This window comes from Pseudomonas putida W15Oct28, assembly GCF_000708715.2.
Taxonomy (GTDB): Bacteria; Pseudomonadota; Gammaproteobacteria; order Pseudomonadales; family Pseudomonadaceae; genus Aquipseudomonas; species Aquipseudomonas putida_R.
Window position 1 is genome coordinate 186,679 of record NZ_JENB01000005.1, and the last position, 23,062, is coordinate 209,740.

General features: G+C 62.8%; 20 protein-coding genes and 1 other RNA gene. 10 read left to right on the top strand and 11 right to left on the bottom strand.

The genetic code is table 11. The annotated features are described in order from the left end of the window. The first annotated feature begins 1 nt into the window (after nucleotide 1). From smc to AK81_RS05270, 5 genes are all read left to right on the top strand, one after another. A complete protein-coding gene (gene smc / locus AK81_RS05250) occupies nucleotides 2-3,490 on the top strand; it encodes a chromosome segregation protein SMC (RefSeq protein ID WP_043197257.1) in 3,489 nt (1,162 codons plus the stop codon). Nucleotides 3,491-3,695: 205 nt separating this feature from the next. Then, nucleotides 3,696-4,586 (top strand): cell division protein ZipA, encoded by an 891-nt coding sequence (gene zipA, locus AK81_RS05255; RefSeq protein WP_043197258.1) that lies wholly within the window; start codon nucleotides 3,696-3,698, stop codon nucleotides 4,584-4,586. A 233-nt stretch (nucleotides 4,587-4,819) separates the two neighbouring features. Beyond that, entirely contained in the window at nucleotides 4,820-7,150 is a 2,331-nt protein-coding gene (gene ligA / locus AK81_RS05260) for an NAD-dependent DNA ligase LigA (protein ID WP_043197259.1), read from the top strand. 360 nt (nucleotides 7,151-7,510) lie between these two features. Next, nucleotides 7,511-7,607: signal recognition particle sRNA small type (gene ffs / locus AK81_RS05265), an RNA gene on the top strand. A 241-nt stretch (nucleotides 7,608-7,848) separates the two neighbouring features. After that, complete coding sequence (locus AK81_RS05270; RefSeq protein ID WP_043197260.1) at nucleotides 7,849-8,931, top strand: type I restriction endonuclease; 1,083 nt, start codon at nucleotides 7,849-7,851, stop codon at nucleotides 8,929-8,931. A 135-nt stretch (nucleotides 8,932-9,066) separates the two neighbouring features. On the opposite strand, the gene AK81_RS05275 is transcribed toward AK81_RS05270, so the two are convergent. The 3 genes from AK81_RS05275 to AK81_RS05285 form a co-directional block, all read right to left on the bottom strand. Beyond that, nucleotides 9,067-9,627, bottom strand: coding sequence for a hypothetical protein (locus AK81_RS05275; RefSeq protein WP_241496059.1), 561 nt, complete (start codon nucleotides 9,625-9,627; stop codon nucleotides 9,067-9,069). Nucleotides 9,628-9,772: 145 nt separating this feature from the next. Further along, a complete protein-coding gene (locus tag AK81_RS05280; RefSeq protein WP_050491840.1) occupies nucleotides 9,773-10,198 on the bottom strand; it encodes a hypothetical protein in 426 nt (141 codons plus the stop codon). Nucleotides 10,199-10,296: 98 nt separating this feature from the next. Continuing rightward, on the bottom strand, nucleotides 10,297-10,707 hold the full coding sequence (locus tag AK81_RS05285) for a helix-turn-helix domain-containing protein (protein WP_043197262.1): 411 nt from the start codon (nucleotides 10,705-10,707) through the stop codon (nucleotides 10,297-10,299). A gap of 82 nt (nucleotides 10,708-10,789) precedes the next feature. On the opposite strand from AK81_RS05285, the gene AK81_RS05290 reads away from it, so the two are divergent. Then, a complete protein-coding gene (locus AK81_RS05290; RefSeq protein ID WP_043197263.1) occupies nucleotides 10,790-11,278 on the top strand; it encodes a DUF2938 domain-containing protein in 489 nt (162 codons plus the stop codon). Between the two features lie 15 nt (nucleotides 11,279-11,293). Here AK81_RS05290 and AK81_RS05295 read toward each other — a convergent pair whose 3' ends face one another. Next, on the bottom strand, nucleotides 11,294-11,473 hold the full coding sequence (locus AK81_RS05295; protein WP_043197265.1) for a hypothetical protein: 180 nt from the start codon (nucleotides 11,471-11,473) through the stop codon (nucleotides 11,294-11,296). 386 nt (nucleotides 11,474-11,859) lie between these two features. Here AK81_RS05295 and AK81_RS05300 point away from each other — a divergent pair, with 386 nt between their 5' ends. After that, nucleotides 11,860-12,135 (top strand): hypothetical protein, encoded by a 276-nt coding sequence (locus tag AK81_RS05300; protein ID WP_043197267.1) that lies wholly within the window; start codon nucleotides 11,860-11,862, stop codon nucleotides 12,133-12,135. A 181-nt stretch (nucleotides 12,136-12,316) separates the two neighbouring features. On the opposite strand, the gene AK81_RS05305 is transcribed toward AK81_RS05300, so the two are convergent. After that, the gene (locus AK81_RS05305) at nucleotides 12,317-13,084 is read right to left on the bottom strand and encodes a substrate-binding periplasmic protein (RefSeq protein ID WP_043197269.1); all 768 of its coding nucleotides are present in this window, start codon (nucleotides 13,082-13,084) and stop codon (nucleotides 12,317-12,319) included. Between the two features lie 124 nt (nucleotides 13,085-13,208). Here AK81_RS05305 and dnaX point away from each other — a divergent pair, with 124 nt between their 5' ends. From dnaX to recR, 3 genes are all read left to right on the top strand, one after another. Then, nucleotides 13,209-15,278 carry a DNA polymerase III subunit gamma/tau gene (gene dnaX / locus AK81_RS05310; RefSeq protein ID WP_043197270.1) on the top strand — a complete coding sequence of 690 codons (2,070 nt, stop codon included), beginning with the start codon at nucleotides 13,209-13,211 and terminating at the stop codon, nucleotides 15,276-15,278. Between the two features lie 64 nt (nucleotides 15,279-15,342). Next, nucleotides 15,343-15,678 (top strand): YbaB/EbfC family nucleoid-associated protein, encoded by a 336-nt coding sequence (locus AK81_RS05315; protein WP_041167979.1) that lies wholly within the window; start codon nucleotides 15,343-15,345, stop codon nucleotides 15,676-15,678. Nucleotides 15,679-15,890: 212 nt separating this feature from the next. Beyond that, nucleotides 15,891-16,493 (top strand): recombination mediator RecR, encoded by a 603-nt coding sequence (gene recR / locus AK81_RS05320; protein ID WP_043197271.1) that lies wholly within the window; start codon nucleotides 15,891-15,893, stop codon nucleotides 16,491-16,493. Between the two features lie 137 nt (nucleotides 16,494-16,630). Here the strand turns inward: recR and AK81_RS05325 are convergent, their stop codons facing one another. The 6 genes from AK81_RS05325 to AK81_RS05350 all read right to left on the bottom strand — a co-directional run bounded on the left by AK81_RS05325 (nucleotide 16,631) and on the right by AK81_RS05350 (nucleotide 23,042). Further along, nucleotides 16,631-17,179 (bottom strand): adenine phosphoribosyltransferase, encoded by a 549-nt coding sequence (locus tag AK81_RS05325; RefSeq protein WP_019473383.1) that lies wholly within the window; start codon nucleotides 17,177-17,179, stop codon nucleotides 16,631-16,633. A gap of 55 nt (nucleotides 17,180-17,234) precedes the next feature. Next, nucleotides 17,235-17,969 (bottom strand): Crp/Fnr family transcriptional regulator FnrA, encoded by a 735-nt coding sequence (gene fnrA, locus AK81_RS05330; RefSeq protein WP_012273416.1) that lies wholly within the window; start codon nucleotides 17,967-17,969, stop codon nucleotides 17,235-17,237. A 186-nt stretch (nucleotides 17,970-18,155) separates the two neighbouring features. Continuing rightward, nucleotides 18,156-19,538 (bottom strand): oxygen-independent coproporphyrinogen III oxidase, encoded by a 1,383-nt coding sequence (gene hemN / locus AK81_RS05335; RefSeq protein ID WP_043197272.1) that lies wholly within the window; start codon nucleotides 19,536-19,538, stop codon nucleotides 18,156-18,158. A gap of 159 nt (nucleotides 19,539-19,697) precedes the next feature. Further along, on the bottom strand, nucleotides 19,698-20,381 hold the full coding sequence (locus tag AK81_RS05340) for a sulfite exporter TauE/SafE family protein (RefSeq protein ID WP_043197273.1): 684 nt from the start codon (nucleotides 20,379-20,381) through the stop codon (nucleotides 19,698-19,700). After that, the gene (gene ccoS, locus AK81_RS05345; protein ID WP_016498640.1) at nucleotides 20,374-20,589 is read right to left on the bottom strand and encodes a cbb3-type cytochrome oxidase assembly protein CcoS; all 216 of its coding nucleotides are present in this window, start codon (nucleotides 20,587-20,589) and stop codon (nucleotides 20,374-20,376) included. Before ccoS ends, AK81_RS05340 begins: the two co-directional genes overlap by 8 nt. Next, nucleotides 20,568-23,042 (bottom strand): heavy metal translocating P-type ATPase, encoded by a 2,475-nt coding sequence (locus AK81_RS05350; protein ID WP_043197275.1) that lies wholly within the window; start codon nucleotides 23,040-23,042, stop codon nucleotides 20,568-20,570. The genes ccoS and AK81_RS05350 overlap by 22 nt, the downstream gene beginning before the upstream one ends. Nucleotides 23,043-23,062 lie beyond the last annotated feature (20 nt).

Sequence of the window (23,062 nt, forward strand, 5' to 3'; positions counted from 1 at the left end):
GATGCGCCTGAAGTGCATTCGCCTGGCCGGCTTCAAGTCGTTCGTCGACCCGACCACGGTCAATTTCCCCAGCAACATGGCCGCCGTGGTCGGCCCCAATGGCTGTGGCAAGTCCAACATCATCGACGCGGTGCGCTGGGTGATGGGCGAGAGTTCGGCTAAAAACCTGCGCGGCGAGTCGATGACCGACGTCATCTTCAACGGCTCCAGCGGCCGCAAGCCGGTCAGCCAGGCCAGCATCGAGCTGGTGTTCGACAACAGCGAAACCACTCTGGTCGGCGAGTACGCCGCCTACGCCGAAATTTCGATCCGCCGCAAGGTCACCCGCGACGGGCAGAACAGCTATTACCTCAACGGCACCAAGTGCCGCCGGCGCGACATCACCGATATTTTCCTCGGCACCGGCCTGGGGCCGCGCAGCTATTCGATCATCGAGCAGGGCATGATCTCCAAGCTGATCGAAGCCAAGCCCGAGGAACTGCGCAACTTCATCGAAGAAGCTGCCGGCATCTCCAAGTACAAGGAGCGCCGCCGTGAAACCGAAAACCGCATCCGCCGCACCCAGGAAAACCTGGCGCGCCTGACCGACCTGCGCGAAGAGCTGGAGCGCCAGCTGGAGCGCCTGCACCGCCAGGCCCAGGCGGCCGAGAAGTACCGCGAGTACAAAGCCCAGGAGCGCCAGTCGAAGGCACGCCTGTCGGCTTTGCGCTGGCGCGGCCTGGACGAGCAGGTGCGCCAGCGCGAGTCGGTGATTGGCGACCAGGGTGTGTCCCATGAGGCACTGGTGGCCGAGCAGCGCAATGCCGATGCCAGCATCGAACGCCTGCGCGATGGCCACCATGAACTGTCCGAACGCTTCAACCAGGTGCAGGGCCGCTTCTACTCGGTAGCCGGTGACATCGCCCGGGTCGAGCAGAGTATCCAGCACGGCCAGCAGCGCCTGCGCCAGTTGCAGGACGACTTCAAAGAGGCCGAGCGCACGCGCCTGGAGACCGAGTCGCACCTGGGCCACGACCGCACCTTGCTGGCCACCCTGGGCGAAGAGCTGGCCATGCTCGAACCCGAGCAGGAAATGACCCTGGCCGCCGCCGAAGAGGCCGCCGCAGCCCTTGAAGAGGCCGAGTCGGGCATGCACGGCTGGCAGGAACAGTGGGACAGCTTCAACAGCCGCTCCGCCGAACCACGCCGCCAGGCCGAAGTACAACAGGCGCGCCTGCAACAGCTGGAAGCCAGCCTGGAGCGTTTGGCCGAGCGCCATCGCAAGCTGGGCGAGGAGCGCGAGCAACTGGGTAGCGACCCGCAGGACGCGGCCATGCTCGAACTGGCCGAGCAGCTGGCCAGCAGTGAAATGCTGCTGGAAGAATTCCGACTGTCTGAGGAACAGGTAGTCGAGCGCCTGGAAAGCGCGCGCGAGCAACTGCAACAGGCCACCCAGGCCCAGCAGCAGGCGCAGGGCGACCTGCAGCGCCTGGGTGGCCGTCTGGCCTCGCTCGAAGCCTTGCAGCAGGCCGCCCTGGAACCGGGCGCTGGCGCTGCAGGCTGGCTGCAAGGCCAAGGTCTGGAGCACCAGCCACGCCTGGCTGAGGGCTTGCGGGTAGAGCCGGGTTGGGAGCTGGCGGTAGAAACGGTGCTTGGCGCCGATCTGCAGGCCGTGCTGGTGGACGATTTCAACACGCTCGATTTCAACGGCCTGGAGCAAGGTGAGCTGCGCTTGCTGCAGGCCAGCGGCAATGGCTCGTCGTTGCCCGGCAGCCTGCTGGAAAAGGTCGAGGGCCGTATCGACCTGGCGCCCTGGCTGGGCCAGGTAAAACCGGTGGAAGACCTGGCCCAGGCGTTGGCGCAGCGCGCGTCGCTTGGCGAAGGGCAGAGCCTGGTCAGCCGCGATGGCTACTGGGTTGGCCGGCACTTCCTGCGGGTGCGCCGTGGCGGTGAAGCCGAAGGCGGCGTGCTGGCGCGCGGCCAGGAGATTGAGCGCCTGGGCCAGGAACAACATGAGCAGGAAGCGGCACTGGAGCAGTTGGAGCAACAGCTGCAGGCCCTGCGCGAGCAGCAGCTGGACCAGGAAGAGCAGCGCGAACAGCTGCGCCGCCGCACCCAGGAAGAAAACCGTCTGCATGGCGAACTGAACGCCAGCCTGTCGGCCAGCCGTGCCCGTGCCGAGCAGGTGGAGTTACGCCGTCGACGCCTGCTTGAAGAGCTGGCCGAGCTGGAAGAGCAGCGCGCTCTGGAGCATGAGCAGTTAGGTGAAGCGCGCTTGCTGCTGCAGGAGGCCCTGGAGCTGATGGCCCAGGACACTGAGCAGCGGGAGCAGTTGATGGCCCGCCGCGACACCCTGCGCGAAGGCCTCGACCGGGTGCGCCAGGAGGCTCGCCAGCACAAGGACCACGCCCACCAGCTGGCCGTGCGCCTGGGTTCGCTGCGCGCCCAGCACGACTCCACCCATCAGGCCCTGGAGCGCCTGGAGCAGCAGGCCGCGCGCCTGACCGAGCGCCAGGAGCAACTGAGTCTGAACCTGGAAGAGGGCGAGGCCCCACAGGAAGAACTGCGCCTGAAGCTTGAAGAGCTGCTGGAGCGGCGCATGAGCGTCGACGAGGAAATGCGCAAGGCCCGCCTGCACATGGACGAAGCCGACCGCGAACTGCGTGATGCCGAAAAACGCCGCACCCAGGCCGAGCAGCAAGCCCAACTGCTGCGCGGCCAGCTGGAAACACTGCGCCTGGAGTGCCAGGGCCTGGATGTGCGACGCAAAACCCTGCAGGAGCAGTTGCTGGCCGATGGCTACGACCTGCAAGGCGTCCTCGCCACCCTGGAGGCCGAAGCCAGCGAGCAGGGCACCGAACAGGAGCTGGAGCAGCTTGAAGCCCGCATCCAGCGCCTGGGCGCGATCAACCTGGCCGCCATCGAGGAATACGAGCAGCAGTCCGAGCGCAAGCGCTACCTGGACGCGCAGGACGCCGACCTGGTCGAAGCCCTGGAGACCCTGGAAAACGTCATCCGCAAGATCGACAAGGAAACGCGCAACCGCTTCAAGGATACCTTTGATCAGATAAATGCCGGATTACAGGCACTTTTCCCAAAAGTTTTCGGTGGTGGCAGCGCTTATCTGGAACTGACGGGCGAAGATCTACTCGATACTGGGGTGACGATCATGGCGCGACCACCGGGCAAGAAGAACAGCACCATCCATCTGCTGTCCGGCGGCGAGAAGGCACTGACCGCGTTGGCGCTGGTGTTTGCCATCTTCAAGTTGAACCCCGCACCGTTCTGCATGCTCGACGAAGTCGATGCACCGCTGGACGATGCCAACGTCGGGCGCTACGCGCGCCTGGTCAAGGAAATGAGTGAAAGCGTGCAGTTCATCTACATCACGCATAACAAGATTGCCATGGAGATGGCGGACCAATTGATGGGGGTGACCATGCATGAACCGGGTTGTTCACGTCTTGTTGCAGTTGATGTGGAGGCGGCCATGGCCATGGTCGACGCTTGATGCGCGAAGATGGGGGCACATTCTGTAGCGAAATGCCCCCGTCATGTGCGACAGACGGTGTAAAGTTGTCTTTGGTCGTGCTAGCTTAATGTCACTCGTTTTTTGCGTGGGTAAAACGCCTGTCAGAACATAGAGTTGGCGCCACGTGTTAAAGGGCTTTGAACCCTTTGTTTTCAAGCATATTTTTATAGAGGCACGGGATTACATGGAAATCGGTCTGCGCGAGTGGCTGATCGTCATCGGCATCATTGTCATTGCCGGGATTCTTTTCGACGGCTGGCGCCGCATGCGCGGCGGGAAAGGCAAGTTGAAATTCCGTCTGGATCGCAGTTATACCAACCCGCCGGACGAAGAGGGTGGCAGCGCCGAAGTGCTCGGCCCGTCGCGGGTGCTGGATGCCCACAAAGAGCCTGAGCTTGACGAAAGCGACCTGCCGTCGCTCAGTGCTTCTTCGCGTGATCGCGAACGCGAGCCCAAGCCGGCCAAGGCCAGCAAGCGCAACAAGCGCGCCACCGCAGCGGCTGACGTGCAGCAGGGTGACCTGAACCTGAGTGCCGACCCGCGCGAGCCCGACCTGTTTGCCGACAGCGATGACGACTTTGCTGCCGACAACACCCGCAGCAGTGGACCCGCGCCTGCCACCAGCCTCAAGGAGCTGCCACCGGCCGAGGAAGTACTGGTGATCAGCGTGATCTCCCGTGACGAAGGCGGCTTCAAGGGCCCGGCATTGCTGCAGAACATTCTGGAAAGCGGCCTGCGCTTTGGCGAAATGGACATCTTCCACCGCCACGAGAGCATGGCCGGCCACGGCGAAGTGCTGTTCTCCATGGCCAACGCGGTCAAGCCTGGCGTGTTCGACCTGGATGACATCGACCACTTCAGCACCCGTGCAGTGAGCTTCTTCCTTGGCCTGCCGGGCCCGCGTCATCCGAAGCAGGCCTTCGACGTGATGGTGGCCGCAGCACGCAAGCTGGCCCACGAACTCAACGGCGAGCTCAAGGACGACCAGCGCAGCGTGCTGACCGCCCAGACCATCGAGCACTACCGCCAGCGTATCGTCGAGTTCGAGCGCCGCGCGCTGACCCAGAAGCGCTGACAGATCCAGACGAAAGAGCAGCCTGAGGGCGTGCTGGTCGGTTCGGGTATCGTTGTTACCTGTACCGGCCTCTTCGCGGGCAAGCCCGCTCCCACAGGTACTGCACCGCCCTTGAGAGGTGTGCAGTTCCTGTGGGAGCGGGCTTGCCCGCGAAGAGGCCGGTACAGGCAATCAAGGCCTTGAACCCCAGACATCACCAGGCTGCTCTTTTTGCTTTGCAAGAGAACCTGAAAATGACTGCCGAAACCCGTATCCACGAACTGCGTGCCGAACTCGACCAGCACAACTACCGCTACTACGTGCTCGACGAGCCCAGCGTGCCCGATGCCGAATACGACCGCCTGTTCAACGAGCTCAAGGCGCTTGAGGCTGAACACCCCCACCTGGTAACCCCCGATTCGCCAACCCAGCGCGTCGGTGGCGAGGCTTTGTCCGCATTCAGCCAGGTGCGCCACGAAGTGCCCATGCTCAGCCTGGGCAACGCCTTCGAAGAAACTGACCTGCGTGAATTCGGCCGCCGCGTGGTAGAAGGCCTGGACCAGCCCGGTGCGGTCGACTACAGCTGCGAACCCAAGCTCGACGGCTTGGCAGTGAGCCTGCTGTATCGCGATGGCCAGCTGGTGCAGGGCGCCACCCGGGGTGACGGCACCACCGGCGAGGATATCAGCGCCAACGTGCGCACCGTGCGCAACATCCCGCTCAAACTGCAGGGCGAAGGCTGGCCCGCAGTGCTGGAAGTGCGCGGCGAGGTGTACATGAGCAAGGCCGGTTTCGACCGGCTCAATGCTGCCCAGGCCGAAGCCGGCGGCAAGACCTTCGCCAACCCGCGCAACGCCGCCGCCGGCAGCCTGCGTCAGCTGGATTCGAAGATTACCGCCAGCCGCCCGCTGGAGTTCTGCTGCTATGGCGTCGGCCAGGTGTCCCAGAGCATTGGCGACAGCCACATCGGCATCCTTGAGCAGCTCAAGGCTTGGGGCCTGCCGATCAGTCACGAGCTCAAGCATGCTGCTGGCATCGATGAATGCCTGGCCTACTACCGCGACATCGGCGAGCGGCGCAACAGCCTTCCGTATGAAATCGACGGTGTAGTCTTCAAGGTGAACAACCTGGCGGCCCAGCGCGAGCTGGGCTTCCGTGCCCGCGAGCCACGCTGGGCGATCGCCCACAAGTTCCCGGCCATGGAAGAGCTGACCGAGGTGCTGGACGTCGAGTTTCAGGTTGGCCGCACGGGCGCGGTAACGCCTGTAGCGCGCCTGAAGCCAGTCAAGGTTGCCGGTGTGACCGTGTCCAACGCCACCTTGCACAACATGGACGAAATCGCCCGCCTGGGCCTGCGTATTGGCGACACGGTGATCATCCGACGTGCCGGTGACGTGATCCCGCAGGTGATGCAGGTGGTGCTGGAGCGCCGCCCGGAAGATGCCCGCCCGGTAGCAGTGCCGAGCGAGTGCCCGGTGTGTGGCTCGCAGGTCGAGCGTACCCAGCTAGTCAAGCGCAGCAAAGGCAAGGAAACCACCAGCGAAGGTGCGGTGTACCGCTGTGTCGGCCGCCTGGCCTGTGGCGCCCAGCTCAAGCAGGCGATCATTCACTACGTGTCGCGCCGTGCCATGGACATCGACGGCCTGGGCGAGAAGAGCGTCGAGCAACTGGTCGACGAAGGCCTGATCCGCTCACCGGCGGACCTGTACAAGCTGGAGTTCGAGCAGATCGTCGGCCTTGAAGGCTTTGCCGAGGTGTCCAGCAAGAAGCTGCTGGACGCCATCGAAGCCAGCAAGCGCCCGAGCCTGGCGCGCTTCATCTACGCCCTGGGCATTCCCGACGTAGGCGAAGAGACCGCCAAGGTGCTGGCCCGCTCGCTGGGCAGCCTGGCGCGCGTGCAGCAGGCGCTGCCGCAGGTGCTCACTTACCTGCCGGACATCGGCCTGGAAGTGGCCTACGAGATTCACAACTTCTTCGAAGACGAGCACAACCAGAAGGTCATTGAACAGCTTCTGGCCAGCGGCATGCAATTACAGGACGAAGGCGAACTGGCTGCCGAATTCGCCGCCAGCACCACCTTGGCCGGCATGATCGCCAAGCTCGACATCGCCTCGGTCGGCCCGACCGGTGCCGAGAAGCTGGTGGCCAAGCTCGACAGCCTGGACAAGATCATCGCCGCCGACGGCATCGACCTGCGCCAGGCCTTGGCGGCCAAGCAGGCCGACGCAGTCCGTGAGTTCTTCAAGGATGAAGCGAATCAAAAGCTGGCGCGAGACATCGAAGCCCAGTTGCTGGCGTTCGGCATGCATTGGAACAGCGAGAAGAAAGTAGCCGAAGGCTTGCCGCTGGCCGGCCAGACCTGGGTGCTGACCGGCACCCTGGAGCGCATGAGCCGCGACATCGCCAAGGACAAGCTGGAAAGCCTGGGGGCCAAGGTGGCCGGCTCGGTGTCTGGCAAGACCCACTGCGTGGTGGCAGGGCCAGGGGCAGGGTCCAAGCTGGCCAAGGCTGCTGAGCTGGGTGTGAAGGTGTTGGACGAAGATGCCTTCGTCACATTCCTGGCCGAGCAGGGCATCGCAGTCTAGAGGCTGAAGCCAGCCTCCGGAGGCATGCGCAATCCTTGTGGGGCACTGTCTTGCACAAAAGCTAAAGGCAGATGCCATCACTGTGGGAGCGGGCATGCCCGCGAAGCAGGCGACGCGATAAATGGCACCGGCTGCGCCGGTGTTCGCGGGCATGCCCGCTCCCACAGGTCATGCGCAGGCCTTGCCATCAACGCTACCCCTGTAGGAGCGGGTTCACCCGCGAAGAGGCCGGCCCAGGCCACCTCATCCCTGACAAGTCATTGAGAAATGATGACTTTTTCTCCCTCAGAGGTTGTATCTGCTCCCAAGACCGGTACAATGGCGCCACTCGCTGCTCAGCGAGGTATGTAGTGGTGGCCCCATCGGTCCCCCCGCATTGATTACCCGTTAACCTGGTCAGGCCCGGAAGGGAGCAGCCATAGCGGGAACATCGAGTGCCGGGGTGTGGCTGGTGGGGCCGCCTCCATTTCAGGTCCTTGAATTCTCAAGGATTTCTCGCTTAATGAACTCGCAGTTGAACAGTGCTTGGGTGTGCCTTACCGGTCCATCATACCGAGAACTGTTGTTCCGTCTTGCCTTCTCTCCAGTGCTTTCCACGCTTTATCTTGCTTAGCTCGTTTACTTCGCTTCGTTATGATTGGTAATTGCCAGCATGGCGCAGTGCTACTAGGATGTGGCATCTGAGCGAGGAGCTAGAGATGGAATTCGTAGAGCGACTGAACGCGTTATCAGCCAAAATCCGCCAGCAGGGTCCTGCTATCCAGACTGAGGAGGCAACCAAAATTGCCTTTGTCATGCCTTTCATCAACTCCGTCTTGGGCTACGACGTCTTTGATCCCTCGGAGGTGACCCCAGAGTACGTCTGCGACGTTGGAACAAAAAAGGGAGAGAAGATCGACTACGCCATCATGAAAAATGGCGAAATCCAGATTCTGATTGAGTGCAAGAAGATTGGTGAGCCACTGCACATCAATCATGCAAGTCAGCTTTTCCGGTACTTCCACGTCACTACAGCCCGTATCTCGATCCTTACCAACGGTCAGGTTTATCGGTTCTTTACTGATCTTGATGCCCCTAACAAGATGGATGAGAAGCCATTCTTGGAGCTGGATCTTCTAGATATAGATGAACACGCTCTCCCTGAGCTGCAGAAGCTAACCAAGTCCGCATTTGATGTAGACTCGATTATCAGTGCCGCGGGTGAGCTGAAGTACGTTGGGCAGATTAAAAAAGAGATGGCTTCCCAATTCAGTCAGCCAAGCGATGACTTCGTTAAGTTCTTCGCTACTCGGGTCTACGATGGGATCATCACTCAGAAGGTTAGGGAGCAGTTCACGACCCTGACCCGTAAAGCTGCGATCCAGTTCTTGGGGGATCAGATCAATGACCGCCTGAAGTCTGCCATGAGCGGTGCAGTGGAGCCTTCGTATGCTATGGAGGCTGTCGAAAGTAGCACGGTTTCGGAGCCTGCTGAAGACAGTGCTGAAGACCAGATCCAGACGACGCTTGAGGAACTGGAAGGGTTTCATATGGTCAAGGCAATCGTTAGGGCGGTTGTTGATGCGAAGCGAATCGTTCACCGTGATACCAAGAGTTATTTTGGTATTTTACTCGATGACAATAACCGTAAGCCGATTTGCCGGTTGCACTTCAATCGGAGCCAAAAGTATATCGGTCTATTCGATGCTGACAAGAACGAGACTCGACATCCTATCGCCTCGCTGGATGAAATTTATGGGTTCGCGGAGCAATTGAAAGGCGCCATCTCCTTGTACGAGTAAGAAGGCTTGCTCATCGTGCCGGGGCAGGTAGGTGGCCTCGGCATGGGTATTCAGCGAGTCAGAGAAATAGGTAGGGTCGCCGGTCGCGGTTGGAACGGCAGCTAGCTGCCGCCCCACCGCGACCTCAGCAGGCACTCATTGTTGTAAAGAAACTTGCTTGGCCTCTGGATTTAGCGCCTTGAGACGCTTCAGCAGTGTGCTTATATTGGTACGCGCTGAGCCCTCATTGGCCAGGCGAAGTCGCTTGATCGCGATAAGGGAGTCACCGACGCCAGCAGTAAATGGAGTTCGAACAACTTCTCGAAAGACAACCGTGTTTGAGCTCGACTCGGTCAGTGTGTACTCGGCCTCGCAAGTCACTTCAAAGTCCAGACCAAATAGGGGTTGGTCGACGCGTAGCAGGCTGGCCCGCAGGGTGTAAGCAGCGGGCTTTTCACTCAGCAGGCCGGCATTGGCAAGTGATTGCTTGAGTGCGGCGCCGAAGTCGGGGCCGTCAATTTCCGAAGTCCAGAGAGGGTTGGTGGTGTCTCCGCCATTTACCTCGGTCACTTGGATGTTGCTGTGCAGGCGGTGGTCATAGAATTGCGCATCGGTTTGATCGGATGTTACGGACATCCCGGAGATCTGGGCAGGTGAAGCACACCCTGTGCAAAGCGCAATAAATGCCGAGGCTAGAAACAGACGGAAGTAGGTCACTCGAATAATCCTTGAATGGTATGTCAGTCACACAAGACAGAAGCCATACCTCTTGTATGGCCTCAGTGGTTTCAACGCCCGCCTTGGGCAGCATCATTGAAACGTGTATGCCTCATGCCGAGCGTTGCGCCGATTGGCAGAGCCTTTACAGGTTGTACTTTTCATCGACCCTGCGTTTGTCGAGCGTGTAGCGCTTGAGGTCGATCGCGTCAGACTCCAACTTGGTATCAAGTTCGTCCATGTCGTGCTTTTTCAGCGTTGCAACGTGAGCTTTGGTGGCTTGGTAGTTGATGAACTCTGCCGCGTCATGCCCGCTTACTGGGTCCCAGAGAATGGAAAGCGGCCAGAACAGCAGGTTTACCACGCCAAAACCGTAGGCGCGGCCATAGAACGAACCGCCACCCGGAAGTAGCCCAAGGCCGGCAGCAAGCCCAGGGCTTTTTTCTTCAACCGCGAGGTTTTTGGCGCGGTAGCTGGCAAGTTCCGACTCTTGGGCCGAATTGAGGCCGGTAGCGCAGCCAGCGCTCAACGTTATCAGGGTGGCAGCGGTCAGATTTCTAATTGTGGACATGCAACATTTCCTAAGTGTAAGTGCTGTTCTCGCGCACGGTTGGGCGTCGAGGCGCGTAACTTTACACTTAGTAGTGGCGCATTAGAATCATTGTGCCATCATCTGACTGGGGCGATGTCCCCCCTGTTTTTCCCAAGCCCCGCCGCGGAGAGCTTCATCAGCCTCTGGAATTTCGGGCATGCCAAATGATCCTCTTCGGGACATTGCGCTGCGTGCCGCAAGCCCTTGCTCATCGCCTGCAAGCGCTTGATCCGCGCATCGAGCTCGTCCGCCTTGGCGATCAGCATTTGCCGGTCGACCTGTAGGTCCACCAGCATCGCCCCCACTTCATCCAGCGAAAACCCCGCAGCTTGCCCCAAGGCGATCAATGCCAGCCTGTCCGCCACATCGGCTGCAAACTGCCGCCGCTGGCCGCGGCCGGCGAGTGACTTGAGCAAGCCTTTCTTTTCGTAGTAACGCAGTGTCGATGCGGGTACGCCTGTGCGTTTGGCGACGTCGGCAATATCCATTTCGGGCCCTTGACTTGAAGTTGACTTCAACTTCTATGCTGCGCTGCATGGTGATGACCGTCAACCTTCGAGGGCTTGTTCAATGACGTTTACTGCGATGTTTTTAGCTGCATTGCCGATTGGCATCGGTGCCACTGTGGTGATGGATCTTTGGGGGTTACTGCTGAGGCGGCTGGGTGTCGCCACACTGAACTTCGCCATGGTCGGGCGTTGGGCGGGGCATTTGCTCAACGGGCGCGTACGGCATCAAGCGATTGCCAAGGCCGAACCGGTACGAAATGAGCTGGCGTGGGGATGGGGAATTCATTACGCCATCGGCGTGCTGTTCGCGATGCTGCTGGTTGCGGTCGTAGGAGAGGGGTGGTTGCTGTCGCCTACTTTGTTACCTGCAGTAGTTGTTGGCGTAGGTACGGTCGTGGCGCCGCTGTGCTTCATGCAGCCGGTGATGGGGGCGGGGTTCTTTGCGTCCAGAACGCCGACGCCTGCGCGGAACTGCCTGAAGAGCCTGGTTACGCATTTTGTGTTTGGGGTGGGGATGTTCTTGAGTGCGGGTTTGCTGGCATTGGTGTGAGTGCGACCAATTTGGTCAGAGCCATCTTGCAATGAATATCCCCGCAAACAGCATTCCCACTGTAGAAACTGCGCCGATGCAGAATAGGAGCACGTCCATCCAGGGCGAATATGCTCTGAGCTTGCGCAATTCCTCGTCGAGTATCTCGGCTTCGCTCTTCATGTTCTCAGCGGGTACTTGGGTGGTGCGGCGCATTTGCGCTTCCTTGCGGGTGGATGACTAGGGGAATGATGCCTGCAATAACCTTGGCAATCGCAGGCATGGTGTGTTTTTAGATGGATCTGACATCAGCCTGAGAAAACTCCTACGGCCCGTATAAGTGCAGCGAATTATCCTACGATCTCCGTCGACTCCCGTCTGATTGTCCCGGTCAACCTCGCCCACTAGGCTTTTGCGGTCGCTGTCGGTTCAGCGATCGGGTGTGGAAGCCCGGGTGGTTTGGCGGCTGTCGATATGACAGTTGTGCGTGGGAGGCCTTCGGGCCTGCCGGGTTCGCCATACCCCTGGTCTTCCACCCCGCGTACAACTGTCACCCTACGTGTGGAAGCGAAAGGGTGTTCTCAGCCCGGTATGGTGAATTCATGAAAAAACTGGTCCCCGATCCACCCCACGTCTTCGATCTGCCCCAGGGTAAATCCCTTTCCCGCGCCATCAGCGAAGGCATCGTGCCGATGGAGTTCGCGCTGATGAATGTTTCCCACTATCTGATGTTCGCCTACAGCGACAGCCGTCGGGCGCTTGAGCGTATTCAGGACGAAGAAACCAGGCAGTTATTGGAGCATGGGCTGCGGGCCATGCAGATTGCCTGGGGGCAGGCGGATGCTGTCAGCTTGGCTTTTGAGCGTAGAGGCGAGTGATTTCTGCCTTGGAGTAAGTGGAGATATCAGGGATATCGAGTAACCCTGTGGGAGCGGGTTCACCCGCGAAGAAGGCAACGCGGTGGATGGCACCGGCTTTGCCGGTGTTCGCGGGTGAACCCGCTCCCACAGGGGACGCGCAGGCTTCGCGAGCTATTTGCCTTCCATCATGTGTACCGGATCAGGGGTGGGCCACAGACAGATTGTCCGGGTCGCCCGCTCCCCCATATCGCTGCAAGATACGCTCGATCTCCCCCGACTGCTTCATCCTTACCAGCGCCCGCAACAGCCCTTGTGTCGGTATCGCCGGGTCGTTGCGCACCATGCACCCCAGGTCCTGCTCCTCCAGCACCGCCAGCGACTGTAATTGCTGCTCAGCGGGCAAGCCCTGGTTGAACCACTGCAACGACAGCTGGTTGCTCACCGCATGCCGATACCGCCCGGCATGCAGCTTCTGCAGCACCAGCAACTGGCTGCGGCTGTCCTCCCGGTGCAACCGGCCCTGGTCCATTAGCGGCTGCAGGGTTGAGTAGGTGTAGCCCAGCACCGTGCCGATAGGCTGGGGCGGCAGTTGCTCCGGGGGCATAGGGGTGCTGTCGCTCACGCGGCCAACCAGCACGTCGCGCTGGTGAATCAGCGGAATGCTCCACACAAAATCTCCCGGCCGGTCGTTCAACCAGCGGGTGCTGACATAGCAGCGCACATCGATATCGCCGCTGTTCATGGCCTCTTCCAGGCGTAGGCGGGCCATGACCTGGTACTGGGGGCGTGCGCCCACTTCCTTGGCCATCGCCTGCATCAGGTCATACAGCAACCCCTCTACCGGCTGGTCGCCTTCCAGGCGCACCAGTGGCATGCCCCAGCTCTCGGCCACGGAAAAGCGCAGTACCGGCTGTTCAGCCACGCCGTGGGTGCTCCAGAGCAATAGCAGGGCCAGCAATCTTCGCAAAGGCGTATCCTCCCTGAACAACGCGCCTGCCTCACAGCTTAGACGACTCGCGCAGGGTGCAATTTTGCCCCCGCTCCGCTAGCATTAGCGATCTTCCGCTCTATCAGGCTACGATGGTTTTTCGATGAGTTATCAGGTTCTTGCACGTAAATGGCGTCCGCGCTCGTTCCGCGAAATGGTCGGCCAGGCCCATGTGCTGAAGGCCTTGATCAATGCCTTGGACAATCAGCGCCTGCACCACGCCTACCTGTTCACCGGTACCCGGGGCGTGGGCAAGACGACCATCGCCCGTATTATCGCCAAGTGCCTGAACTGCGAGACCGGCATCACATCGACGCCGTGTGGCACCTGTTCGGTGTGCCGTGAAATCGACGAAGGCCGCTTCGTCGACCTGATCGAGATCGACGCCGCCAGCCGCACCAAGGTCGAGGACACCCGCGAACTGCTGGACAACGTGCAGTACGCCCCGAGCCGTGGGCGCTTCAAGGTCTACCTGATCGACGAAGTGCACATGCTCTCGACCCACTCGTTCAACGCCTTGCTCAAGACGCTGGAAGAGCCGCCGCCCTACGTCAAGTTCATCCTCGCCACCACCGACCCGCAGAAGCTGCCGGCCACCATCCTGTCCCGCTGCCTGCAGTTCTCGCTGAAGAACATGAGCCCGGAGCGGGTGGTTGAACACCTCAGCCACGTACTGGCTGCCGAAAACGTGCCTTTCGAGCCGGATGCCCTGTGGCTGCTGGGTCGCGCGGCCGATGGCTCGATGCGTGACGCCATGAGCCTTACCGACCAGGCCATTGCCTTTGGTGAAGGCAAGGTACTGGCCGCTGATGTGCGGGCCATGCTTGGCAGCCTTGATCACGGCCAGGTCTACGGCGTGTTGCAGGCGTTGCTCGAAGGCGATGCCCGGGCTTTGCTGGAGGCGGTGCGCAACCTGGCCGAGCAGGGCCCGGACTGGGCTGGTGTGCTGGCCGAAATGCTTAACGTGCTGCACCGTGTGGCCATTGCCCAGGCGCTGCCTGAGGCGGTGGACAACGGCCAGGGCGACCGTGAGCGCGTGCTGGCGCTGGCTTCGGCCTTGCCGGCAGAGGACGTGCAGTTCTATTACCAGATGGGCTTGATCGGCCGTCGGGACCTGCCGTTGGCGCCGGACCCGCGTGGTGGCTTCGAGATGGTCCTGCTGCGCATGCTGGCGTTCCGCCCGGCCGATACCGACGATGCGCCGAAACCGGTGCTAAAGCCAGTGGGGATCAGCCAGGCCACAGCTGATCCTGCAACGCCGGTGGCAGCGCCCGCGGTTGCCATGGCGCCATCAGCGCCTGTCGTGGAGCCTGCTGCAGCCATTGCCGCGCCACAGGCCCCTGCGCCGGTCGAAACACCACCCCAGCCTGTAGCCGAGCCAGTTGTGGCAGTTGAGCCTGAGCCTGCCCCTGTAATCGAGCCAGAGCCGGAGCCCGCTGCGCCGGTTATCGACCTGCCATGGGAAGAACCCGCAGCAGCGCCTGCCGTGGCGGTGGCCGAGCCTGAGCCGGCGCCAGCGCCCGTGCCCGTGCCAGTTTCTGCAGCCCCACAGGCTGCGCCGGCGCACGACGACGCGCCGCCCTTCGACCCATCTGCCTACGCCGACGTCGGCATGGACCGCGACGATGAGCCGCCGCTGGACGAAGACTATTACGGCGGTGAAAGCGACCCGGTCGGTTTCAGCTACCTGGACGAGTTGGCCGAACATGTTCAGGAAGACGTGTCCAAACCGGCCGCCGAACCGCTGCCAGCAGCCAAGCCGGCCACCGGGCTGGCCCTGCAATGGCTGGAATTATTCCCACAGTTGCCTGTGTCCGGGATGACAGGCAACATCGCGGCAAACTGTACGCTGATTGCCGCCGATGGCGACGATTGGCTGCTGCACCTGGACCCTGGCCAGGGCGCGCTGTTCAACACCACCCAGCAGCGGCGCCTGAACGATGCGCTCAACCAGCACCTGGGGCGCACGCTGAACCTGCGTATCGAGCTGATCCTGCCCGAGCAGGAAACCCCGGCCCAGGCGGCGTCGCGCAGGCGTGCAGAGCGCCAGCAGGACGCGGTCACCTCGATCGAGCAGGATCCGTTGATCCAGCAGATGATCAAGTTGTTCGGTGCCAAGGTGCGGCAGGATACTATTGAGCCTGTAGAGGCCCTGGCCAAACAGGGCCAGTAACGGATAACCATGCGGCTGGCCCTGCGCCGGGCCGCATCACATGACCCAATCGAGGTATACCCCCATGATGAAAGGTGGCATGGCCGGCCTGATGAAGCAGGCCCAGCAGATGCAGGAAAAGATGCAGAAAATGCAGGAAGAGCTGGCCAACGCCGAAGTCACCGGCCAGTCTGGTGGCGGCCTGGTGAGCGTGGTGATGACCGGTCGTCACGACGTCAAGCGCGTCAGCATCGACCAAAGCCTGATGTCGACCGACGAGGACGACAAGGAAGTGCTGGAAGACCTGATCGCCGCCGCGCTGAACGATGCCGTGCGCAAGATCGAGCAGAGCAGCCAGGACAAGATGGGCGGCATGACCGCCGGCATGCAACTGCCACCGGGCTTCAAGATGCCGTTCTAAGGGCATTGTGATACCCAAAACCGCCGCTGACATCAGCGGCGGTTTTTTTTTCCCAGATTGAACACCGGCGAAGCCGGTGCCATCCACCGCGCAGGATTTTTCGCGGGCATGCCCGCTCCCACAGGGACCGTGCAGGCTTTGGGTGATGTGATTTGACGCCACTGCCCCCGCTGGGTATAAACCGCCTCTTATTGATTTGTCAGGCCATCCCCATGAGTTTCAGCCCTCTCATCCGCCAACTGATCGACGGCCTGCGCATCTTGCCAGGTGTCGGCCAGAAAACCGCCCAGCGCATGGCCCTGCAACTGCTGGAGCGCGACCGCAGCGGTGGCCTGCGCCTGGCCCAGGCCCTGACCCAGGCCATGGAAGGGGTGGGCCATTGCCGCCAGTGCCGCACCCTGACCGAGCAGGAGCTGTGCCCGCAATGCGCCGACACGCGCCGTGACGATACCCAGCTGTGCGTGGTCGAGGGGCCGACCGATGTGTATGCGGTGGAGCAGACTGGCTACCGTGGCCGCTACTTCGTGCTCAAGGGCCACCTGTCGCCGCTGGACGGCCTGGGGCCGGAGGCAATCGGCATTCCGCAGCTGATGGCGCGCATCGAGGAGCAGGGCACCTTCACCGAGGTGATCCTGGCGACCAACCCGACGGTGGAAGGGGAGGCGACGGCGCATTACATCGCGCAGCTGCTAAGCGAGAAGGGGTTGATGGCGTCGCGCATTGCCCATGGCGTGCCGCTGGGCGGCGAGCTGGAGATGGTGGATGGCGGGACCTTGGCCCATGCCATTGCAGGGCGCCGGCCAATTTCGCTCTGACTCGAAATTGCCGGGGCTGCTTTGCAGCCCAATCGCCGGCAAGCCAGCTCCCACAGGATCACCTCAGGCCTGAAGGCAGCGCTGTACCTGTGGGAGCTGGCTTGCCGGCGATTGGGGCGCAAAGCGCCCCCTGATACTCAGTATTCGCTGAGGGTAAATTCGGTCAGGCAGAAGGTTGGTACACCCGCGGCCTGCAGCCGGCGCGACCCTTCCAGTTCCGGCAGATCAATGATCGCCGCCGCCTCGAACACCTGTGCCCCGGTGCGGCGCACCAGGTTGGCTGCTGCCAGCAGCGTACCGCCAGTGGCAATCAGGTCATCGAAGATCAGCACCGAATCGCCTTCGCACAGGCTGTCGGCATGCACTTCCAGGAAGGCTTCGCCGTATTCGGTCTGGTAACCCTCGCTCAGCACGTCAGCCGGCAGCTTGCCCTGCTTGCGGAACAGGATCAGCGGCTTGTTCAGCTGGTGGGCGATGATCGAGCCAATCAAAAAGCCCCGCGCGTCCATGGCACCAATGTGGCTGAACTCAGCCTCGACATAGCGCTCGATGAACTGGTCGGCCACATAGCGCAGCCCGCGCGGCGATTGGAACAGCGGGGTGATGTCGCGAAAGATCACGCCCGGTTTGGGGAAGTCCACTACCGGGCGGATCAGGGCTTTGAGGTCGAAGGCGTCGCTGTGCATTGGTGCGGGTATCCTGGGAAAACGAATGCCCAAGTATACCCGCTAAACGCCGGCCTCAGGCTTCGATTGCGCCACCGGCCAGCGCGCACAGCTGGATCGGGTCAAGGATGTGCACTTCCTTGCCTTCGGCGCGCAGCAGGCCGTTCTGCTGGAAGCGCGTGAACACACGCGACACGGTTTCCACCGCCAGGCCCAGGTAGTTGCCGATTTCGTTGCGCGACATGCTCAGGCGGAACTGGTTGGCCGAATAACCGCGGGCGCGGAAGCGCGCCGACAGGTTGACCAGGAAGGTGGCAATGCGTTCGTCTGCGGTCTTTTTCGACAGCAGCAGCATCATTTGCTGGTCGTCGCGGATTTCCCGGCTCATTACCCGCATCAGCTGGCGACGTAGCTGCGGCAGTTGCACCGACAGCTCGTCAAGCCGCTCGAAGGGAATTTCGCACACCGAAGTGGTTTCCTGCGCCTGGGCCGACACCGGGTACGCTTCGGTGTCCATGCCTGACAGGCCGACCAGCTCGCTGGGCAGGTGGAAGCCGGTAATCTGCTCTTCGCCGCTGTCGCTGAGGCTGAAGGTTTTCAGGGCACCGGAACGTACGGCGTAGACCGAGCCGAAATTGTCACCCTGGCGGAACAGGAACTCGCCTTTTTTCAGCGGCCGGCCACGCTTGACGATTTCATCCAGTGCATCCATGTCTTCCAGGTTCAGTGAAAGAGGCAGGCACAGGGGGGCCAGGCTGCAATCCTTGCAATGGGCCTGGTTGTGTGGGCGCAGTTTGACTGGCTCGGACATTTGAATCGATCCTTGTGGGAAAGCACACATAAGTCGTAAGGGTAACTCACGACGTAGGGTGTAGGCCAGCGTGCGCGTTTTTGGTGCGCCCTGGCGAAACCCCGGCAGGTGGCCTGCCGGGAGTCCTTGTGTGCCCATATTGTCCCTGGGAAGGAGGCTTGTCCATGCGGTTGAACGACTCGGTTTTCAGATAACCCGCGAGAAACGCTGGCGGTTGTGCATCGCCAGGTAGGCGTCGAACACCATGCACACCGAGCGTGCCAGCAGGCGCCCGGCGGGCAGGATGCGGATGCCCTTGTCGTCCAGGCTGATCAGGCCGTCGCGCTGCAAGGTCAGCAGCTCTGGCCAGAGGTCGTTGAAGTAGCCGCGAAAATCAAGGGTGAAGGCCTGTTCGATCGGTTCGAAGTCCAGCTCGAAATGGCAGATCAGTTGCTGGATGACTGCCCGGCGCACGCGGTCGTCGTGGTTGCACACCAGGCCGCGTTGGGTGGCCAGCTGGGCGTTGGCCAGGCTCTCCTGGTAGGTGTTGAGGTCGCTGCTGTTCTGGCAGTACAGGTCGCCGATCTGGCTGATGGCCGACACCCCCAGGCCAATCAGGTCGCAGTGCCCGTGCGTGGTGTAGCCCTGGAAGTTGCGCTGCAGGGTGCCTTCTTCCTGGGCGACGGCCAGTTCATCGTCGGGCAGGGCGAAGTGGTCCATGCCGATGTAGCGGTAGCCGGCGGCGGTCAACTGGTCGATGGTGGCGTGCAGCATCTCCAGCTTGGCGGCCGGGCTGGGCAGGTCGTTGTTGTCGATGCGCCGCTGGGGCATGAAGCGCTCGGGCAGGTGGGCGTAGTTGAACACCGACAGGCGGTCGGGCTGCAGGCGGATCACTTCTTCGACGGTACGCGCAAAGCCTTCCGGGGTTTGCTTGGGCAGGCCGTAGATCAGGTCCAGGTTTACCGAGCGGAACTGCAGGGTGCGGGCAGCCTCGATCAGTGTGCGGGTCTGTTCCAGGCTCTGCAGGCGATTGACCGCGCGCTGCACGGCCGGGTCGAGGTCCTGCACGCCCAGGCTGACGCGGTTGAAACCCAGCTCGCGGAGCAGGCCCATGGTCGACCAGTCGGCCTCACGGGGGTCGATCTCGATGCCGTAGTCGCCGGAGTCGTCGTCCAGCAGGTGAAAGTGCTGGCGCAAGGTAGCCATCAGCTGGCGCAGTTCCACATGGCTGAGGAAAGTCGGGGTGCCGCCGCCGAAATGCAGCTGCTCAACCCGCTGCTTGGGGCCCAGGTGGCAGGCGATCAGCTGGATTTCCTGCTCCAGGCGCTGCAGGTACGGCGCGGCGCGGGCGCGGTCCTTGGTGATGACCTTGTTGCAGGCGCAGTAGTAGCAGATGTTGGCGCAGAACGGCACGTGCACGTACAGCGACAGCGGGCGCACGGCACGACGGCTCTCGCGCAGGGCGTGGAGCAGGTCGAACGAGCCCACCTCGCTGTGCAGTTGCACGGCGGTCGGGTAGGAGGTGTAGCGTGGCCCGGCCAGATCGTAGCGGCGGATCAGGTCGGTATCCCAACGAAGGTCGTCGAGCATGAGGGCGGTCCCCGGAAAGAGCAGCAGTGTTCCGGAGTCTATGGCTGTCTGTAGGAATCGGTGTTGATTTGCATCAAGGAGCACCGGGGGTGTAGGCGGGGGCCGCTGTGCGGCCCAATCGCGACGCAAGGCCGCTCCCACAGGTGTGTGCGGCTCCCGTCAATGCCCCATCAGCCAGTGCTGGTGCGGCCCGGGCAGGGTCCACACCCCAAACAGCATCACCATCACGCCGCCAGCCACTCGCACGCTGCGCCGCCTCAACAAGGCATTCACCCGTTCAGCAGCCAACCCGGTGGCCAGCAGCACCGGCCAGGTCCCCAGCCCGAACGCCAGCATCAACGCCGCGCTGTACCCGGCGTTGCCCTGGCTGGCCGCCCACAGCAGGGTGCTGTACACCAACCCGCACGGCAGCCACCCCCACAGGGCGCCCAGCAGCAATGCCCGGGGCAGGCTGGACACCGGCAACAAGCGCGACGCCACCGGCTGGATATGCCGCCACAGCCCGCGCCCCAGGGCTTCGATGCGGGTCAGGCCGCTCCACCAGCCGGCCAGGTACAGCCCCATGGCGATCAACAGCAGCGCTGCCACCACCCGCAGCGCCAATGCTGCCGGGCTGCTGGCCACGGCCCAGCCGGCCAGGCCGAGCAACAGGCCGGCGCTGGCATAACTGAGAATGCGCCCAAGGTTGTACGCCAGCAGCAGGCGCAAGCGCCGGCCACGCTGCTCTGGCGGGATGGCCAGGGTCAGCGCGCCCATCAGGCCGCCGCACATGCCCAGGCAGTGGCCGCCGCCAAGCAGGCCAAGGACCAGCGCCGAGCCCAGCAGGGGAAGCAGGTCAGGCACGGGGTGGTGGTTCCTTGTCGGCGTCGGCCGGGGTGTCGTCAGGCTTCACCGCGGCCTGGTGGCGCGGGTCCTGGTCGTCGAACAGAATGCTGTGGGCGGGGCCTTCGAGGTCGTCGTACTGGCCGCTGTCCACCGCCCAGAAGAAGATGTACACGGCCACGCCGACCAGCAGCAGGGCTGCGGGGATCATGACATAGAGGGCGGGCATGGCGACTTCCTCCCGGGCAGGGGTGCTTCGGTTTTCGGCAAGCCCGATGCCAGCGGCATGCGGGTCAGGCGCAGGGCATTGAGCACCACGATCAGCGAGCTGACCGACATGCCGATGGCCGCCCACACCGGGGTGATCCAGCCAAGCGCGGCAAACGGCAACATCAGGCCATTATACAGCGAGGCCCACAGCAGGTTCTCGAGGATAATGCGGCGCGTGCGGCGGGCCAGGTCGAAGGCCTGCACCAGTGCCTGCAGGCGATTGGACAGCAGCACGGCGTCGGCGCTGGTCTTGGCAAGGTCGGTGGCGCTGCCCATGGCGATGCTGATGTCGGCGGCGGCCAGCACCGGCACGTCGTTGACTCCGTCGCCGAGCATCAGCACCTTGCGCCCGGCCGCCTGCAGCGCCTTCAGCCGGTCCAGCTTGTCGTCCGGGCGCAGGCCGCCAATGGCCTGGTCGATGCCCAGTTGCGCGGCCACTTCGGCGACCATCGGCGAGCTGTCGCCCGACAGCAACAGTGTGCGCCAGCCACGGGCCTTGCAGGCGGCGAGCAGGGCCGGGGCGTCGTCGCGCAGGCGGTCGTCCAGGCCAAACCAGGCCAGCGGCCCCTGGCGGCCACCCAGCAGCAGCCACTGGCCGCGTGGTTCCGGCACGCTGGGGATTTGCGCACCGCTCAGGCCGCAGACAAAGGTGGCCTGGCCGATGCGCAGGCGGTGGCCGTCGACCAGTCCTTCCAGGCCCAGGCCTGGCACGGTCTGTACATCGTCGGCGGGTATGGCGGTGCGGCCGAAGGCGCGGGCGATGGGGTGTTCGGAGCGGTTTTCCAGGGCGGCGGCCAGGGCCAGGCAGCGGTCAGCGGGCAGGCTGCCGAGCGGGCGGATGCTGCGCAAGGTCAGGCGGCCCTCGGTCAGTGTGCCGGTCTTGTCGAAAATCACTGTGTCGATCTGGTTCAGGCCTTCCAGGACATGGCCGCGGGTTATCAGCAGGCCCAGCTTGTGCAGGGTGCCGGTGGCGGCGGTCAGTGCCGTTGGCGTGGCCAGGGACAGCGCGCAAGGGCAGGTGGCGACCAGCATGGCCAGCACGATCCAGAATGCCCGTGCAGGGTCCAGGTACCACCACCACAGGCCGATGGCCACGGCAGCCAGCAGCGAGAACAGCAGGAACCACTGCGATGCCCGGTCGGCGATTTCGGCCAGGCGCGGTTTTTCGGTCTGGGCGCGCTCCAGCAGGCGGACGATGGCCGAGAGCCGCGAATCATGGCCGAGGGCTTCGACTTCCACGTTCAAGGAGCTTTCGACGTTCAGCGTACCGCCGGTGACCCGCTCGCCAACGCGGCGCGGTTGTGGCAGGTATTCGCCGGTCAGCAGCGACTCGTCGACGCTGGAGCGGCCTTCGACGATGCGCCCGTCGGCGGGGATCACTGCGCCGGGCAGCACCTGCACCGTGTCACCGCAGTGCAGCTCGCTGAGCAGGATGCGTTCGCTGCGGCCAAAGGCGTCCAGGCGCAGGCACGAGGCGGGCAGCAGGTTGACCAACTGCGCGGTGGCTGCGGCAGTGCGTTCGCGGGCGCGGCGCTCCAGATAGCGACCGGTCAGCAGGAACAGGGCGAACATGCCCACGGTGTCGAAATACAGCTCACCGCTGCCGGTGATGGCGGTCCAGATGCCGGCGCCAAAGGCCAGGGCGATGGCCAGCGACACCGAAACGTCCATGGTCAGGTGGCGGGTGCGCAGGTCGCGTGCCGCGCCTTTGAAGAACGGCGCGCAGCTGTAGAACACGATGGGGATGGTCAGGAACAGTGCCACCCAGCGCAGGATGGTGTGCAGTTCAGGTGACAGGTCGATGTTGAATTCCGGCCAGGTGGCCATGGTCGCCATCATTGCCTGGAACCACAGCAGCCCGGCCACGCCCAAGCGGCGCAGGGCGCTACGGTTCTCTTGGGCCAGTTGCTCGGCGGCCTTGTCGGGCTGATAAGGGTGGGCGGCGTAACCGATCTGGCGCAATTCGGCGAGCAGGCGTGACAGCGGCAGTTGCTTGTCGTCCCAGCTCAGCAGCAGGCGGTGGTTGGACAGGTTCAGGCGCGCCTCGGCGACGCCGGGCAGGTTGCGCAGGTGCTTCTCGATCAGCCAGCCGCAGGCGGCGCAGCTGATGCCTTCGACCAGCAGGGTGGTTTCGGCCAGCTCGCCCTGGTGGCGGACGAAGGTTTGCTGCACGTCGCTGCGGTCGTACAGGGCCAGTTCGTCTTGCAACTGCCTGGGCAGGGCCTCGGGGTTGGCGCTGTTGTCACTGCGGTGCTGGTAGTAGTGCTCCAGGCCACCGGCGACGATCGCCTCAGCCACCGCCTGGCAGCCCGGGCAGCAGAACTGCCGGGGCTCACCGAGGACCACGGCGGTAAAGCGGCTGCCGGCGGGGACGGGCAGGGCGCAGTGGTAGCAGGGGGTGGGCTGGGTCATAAGGCAAGCACTGCTCAGGC